1 protein-coding gene is annotated in these 2,888 nt (G+C 64.5%); it reads left to right on the forward strand.

What is annotated here, in order from left to right; translation table 11 throughout:
- Positions 1-268 precede the first annotated feature (268 nt).
- Positions 269-2,755, forward strand: a complete 2,487-nt coding sequence (locus GY937_13290; protein MCP5057680.1) for a protein kinase — start codon at positions 269-271, stop codon at positions 2,753-2,755.
- The last annotated feature ends 133 nt before the right edge of the window (positions 2,756-2,888 follow it).

Here is a 2,888-nt window from a genome sequence, read left to right on the forward strand (position 1 = left end):
CTCGGCCTCAGGGGCGCGCCGAGCTGCGGATCGCTGCCGAGGCCTCCACCCGCCAACGATTCAATCGGGCCATCGAACAACTCGCCGCCTGACCCGGCCGATACCCTCAGGGGCCCGGATCCAATGACGGATTGGGGCTAGAGCGATGTGAGGGGCCAGGGCGAGGTCCCGACGCTGGGCGCTCAGCCTCCGGGCCCCTCCGGCCGATACGGGTTGCGAATCCGACCCACCCATGATGCGCGTACTACTCATTCTCTTTGGAGCCCTCGTGGCATCCGCGGGAGCCTACGGGCTCGGGACGGCGCTCGCCCCGGGCCAGGCTGCAATCGTCGCCCTGGGTAGCGTTTTCGAGGCGGTGGCGGGAGCCGCGGGCCTCGAAGCCCCTCTGTCCAGCCTGGTCGGCGTGGTGCCTGGCGGCGCCCTCCTGGCGATCGGGGTCGTGCTTCTCGGGCTCGGGATCCGGTCCGGGGGCGCTGGTGATGGCGGGAACGAGGTGTTGGCCGACGATCTGGCGGCTACGGATCCCCGTTTGGCCCGAAAGGTCGAGAAGCAAGCCAGCCGGATGGCGAAGCGCGGCAGCCCGGTCGAGGCAGCGGAACTCTGCTTTGGAAGTGGCCTCCACGAGCGTGCGGCCCAACTCTTCGAGCAGGCCGACGAGTTCGTTCGAGCCGCCGAGATCCGCCACGATCAGAACCGCTTCCAGGAATCTGCCGCGCTCTACGTTCGTGCGGGGCAGCACGATACGGCCGGGACGATCTATGCGGCACAGGACGCCTACGCCGAGGCCGCCGAGTGCTACGACAAGGCCGGCCGAATGAGTGTCGCCGCGGAGATGTACGAGAAGGCCGGGAACGCCATGAAGGCCGGTGAGTGTTATGCCGCCTGCGAATTTCATCGCTACGCGGCACGCTCGTTCATCCAAGCCCAGGATTGGGCCCGGGCCGCCAAGAGCCTCGAAGATGTCGTGCGCGAAGAGGGCGTACAGCAGAACGATCCCCAGAAGCGCGAAGAGCTGCGCAAGCTCGTGCTACAGACGGCAAAACTCTACGAGCGGGCAGACGATCTCAAGGCAGCCGGTCGGGTGCTGGAGCACGGAGAGTGCTGGTCGGCCGCCGCTGAGGTGGCTCTCCGCCGCGATGAGATCAGCAAGGGGGCGGAGCTCTTTCAGCGCGCAGGTAACGCACCCCGCGCGGCGGAGACCCTGCGACAAATCGGCGAGGAAACGGCCGCCGCACAGATCCTCGGCGTGCATCTGCGCGATTCCGGCGATCCTGAGGAAGCTGCACGGATGCTGGTTCAAGCCGGCGACTTCCACGAGGCCGGCGACATCTTTCGCAGCCTCGAGGCGTTCTCGTCTGCGGGCGAGTGCTATGAGCGTTGCAGTGAGTTTCAGCAGGCCGGTGAGATGCTTCGGCTCGGTGGTGAATGGGCAAGGGCCGCCGAGAACTACAGCCGTGGCGGATGTCACGAAGAGGCTGCCGATTGCCATGCACATATCGGAAATTCCGAAGGCCAGGCCAAGGCCTTGAAGGAAGCCGGCTTGCATCTTCGGGCGGGCCGCGTCCTTCACGCCGAAGGCCGCGACGAAGAAGTGATCGAGGCCCTGCAGCAAGTGCCCGTCCGCCATGAGGATTTCGCCGAATCCAGCCTGCTCCTGGCACAGACCTTCCGCACCCGCAGCCAGCCGGGCCTGGCGGTGACCCGATTGAAGCAGGCCACCGCCGACCTCGAAGTGAGCTCGGAATCGGTGGAGCTCTTCTACACCTTGGCCATCTGTCTCGAGGAGGCGGGGGAGCTGACCGAGGCCCGGCATGTCTTCGAGCAGATCCACAGCTCCCAGTACAACTACGAAGATGTCGAGGCCCGTCTCCACCGCCTGCGCGATCTGGAGGAGAGCCTTCCGCCCCAGGGAACGGGGACCGGTTCAGGCCTCGAGCCCGCGGGAAGTCCGCCGGAAAACGCGCGCTACCAGATCGTCTCGGAGCTCGGCCGCGGCGGCATGGGAATCGTCTACAAAGCCATCGATAGCGTGCTCGATCGCAGCGTGGCGTTCAAAGTTCTGCCAGACGCATTGAAGGACAATCCCCAGGCGCTCAAGAACTTCCTGCGCGAAGCCAAGAGCGCGGCCAAGCTGAACCATCCGAACATCGTCACGGTATACGACGCCGGTGAACAACAGGGCCGTTACTACATTGCGATGGAATACGTCGACGGGACGACTCTCAAGGAGATCGTCAGGCGTCGAGGTGTGATCGCTCCGGGCGGTGTGCTTCACGTCGCGCTCCAGCTGTGCGAGGGGCTTCGCTACGCCCACTCCCAGAAGGTCGTGCACAGGGATATCAAGACCGCGAACGCCATGTGGACCCGGGACAAGAAGGCGAAGATCATGGACTTCGGCCTGGCGAAAGTGGTCGAGGAAGTTCGCAACCACACGACGTTGGTGAGCGGCACTCCCTACTACATGAGCCCGGAGCAGACCCTGGGCAAGAACGTCGACCACCGGACCGATATCTACAGCCTCGGTGTCACCCTGTTCGAGTTGGCAACCGGCACGCTTCCCTTCAAGGAGGGCAACGTGCCGTATCACCATGTGCACACGCCGCCGCCCGATCCACGCGAGGCCAACGCGAAGCTTCCCCAGCCCCTGGCCGATTTGATTTCCCGGTGCCTGTGCAAGGATCCCGCAGACCGTTTCCAGAAGGCCGACGAGATGGTCGAATTGGTCCGGAGCATGATGAGCCGGCCAGCGAGCTAGTGATGTGATTCACGCTGTTGGGGCATTATCCAGCGCGCGCCTGGCTCTGCCAACCTTTTCGATGATCTCTTCTGCTGTCTTGGACCAGACGAAGGGAGTGGGATCATCGTTGTGTCCGTCCACGTAACTCATC

The sequence above is a fragment of the bacterium genome, assembly GCA_024228115.1.
GTDB lineage: Bacteria > Myxococcota_A > UBA9160 > UBA9160 > UBA6930.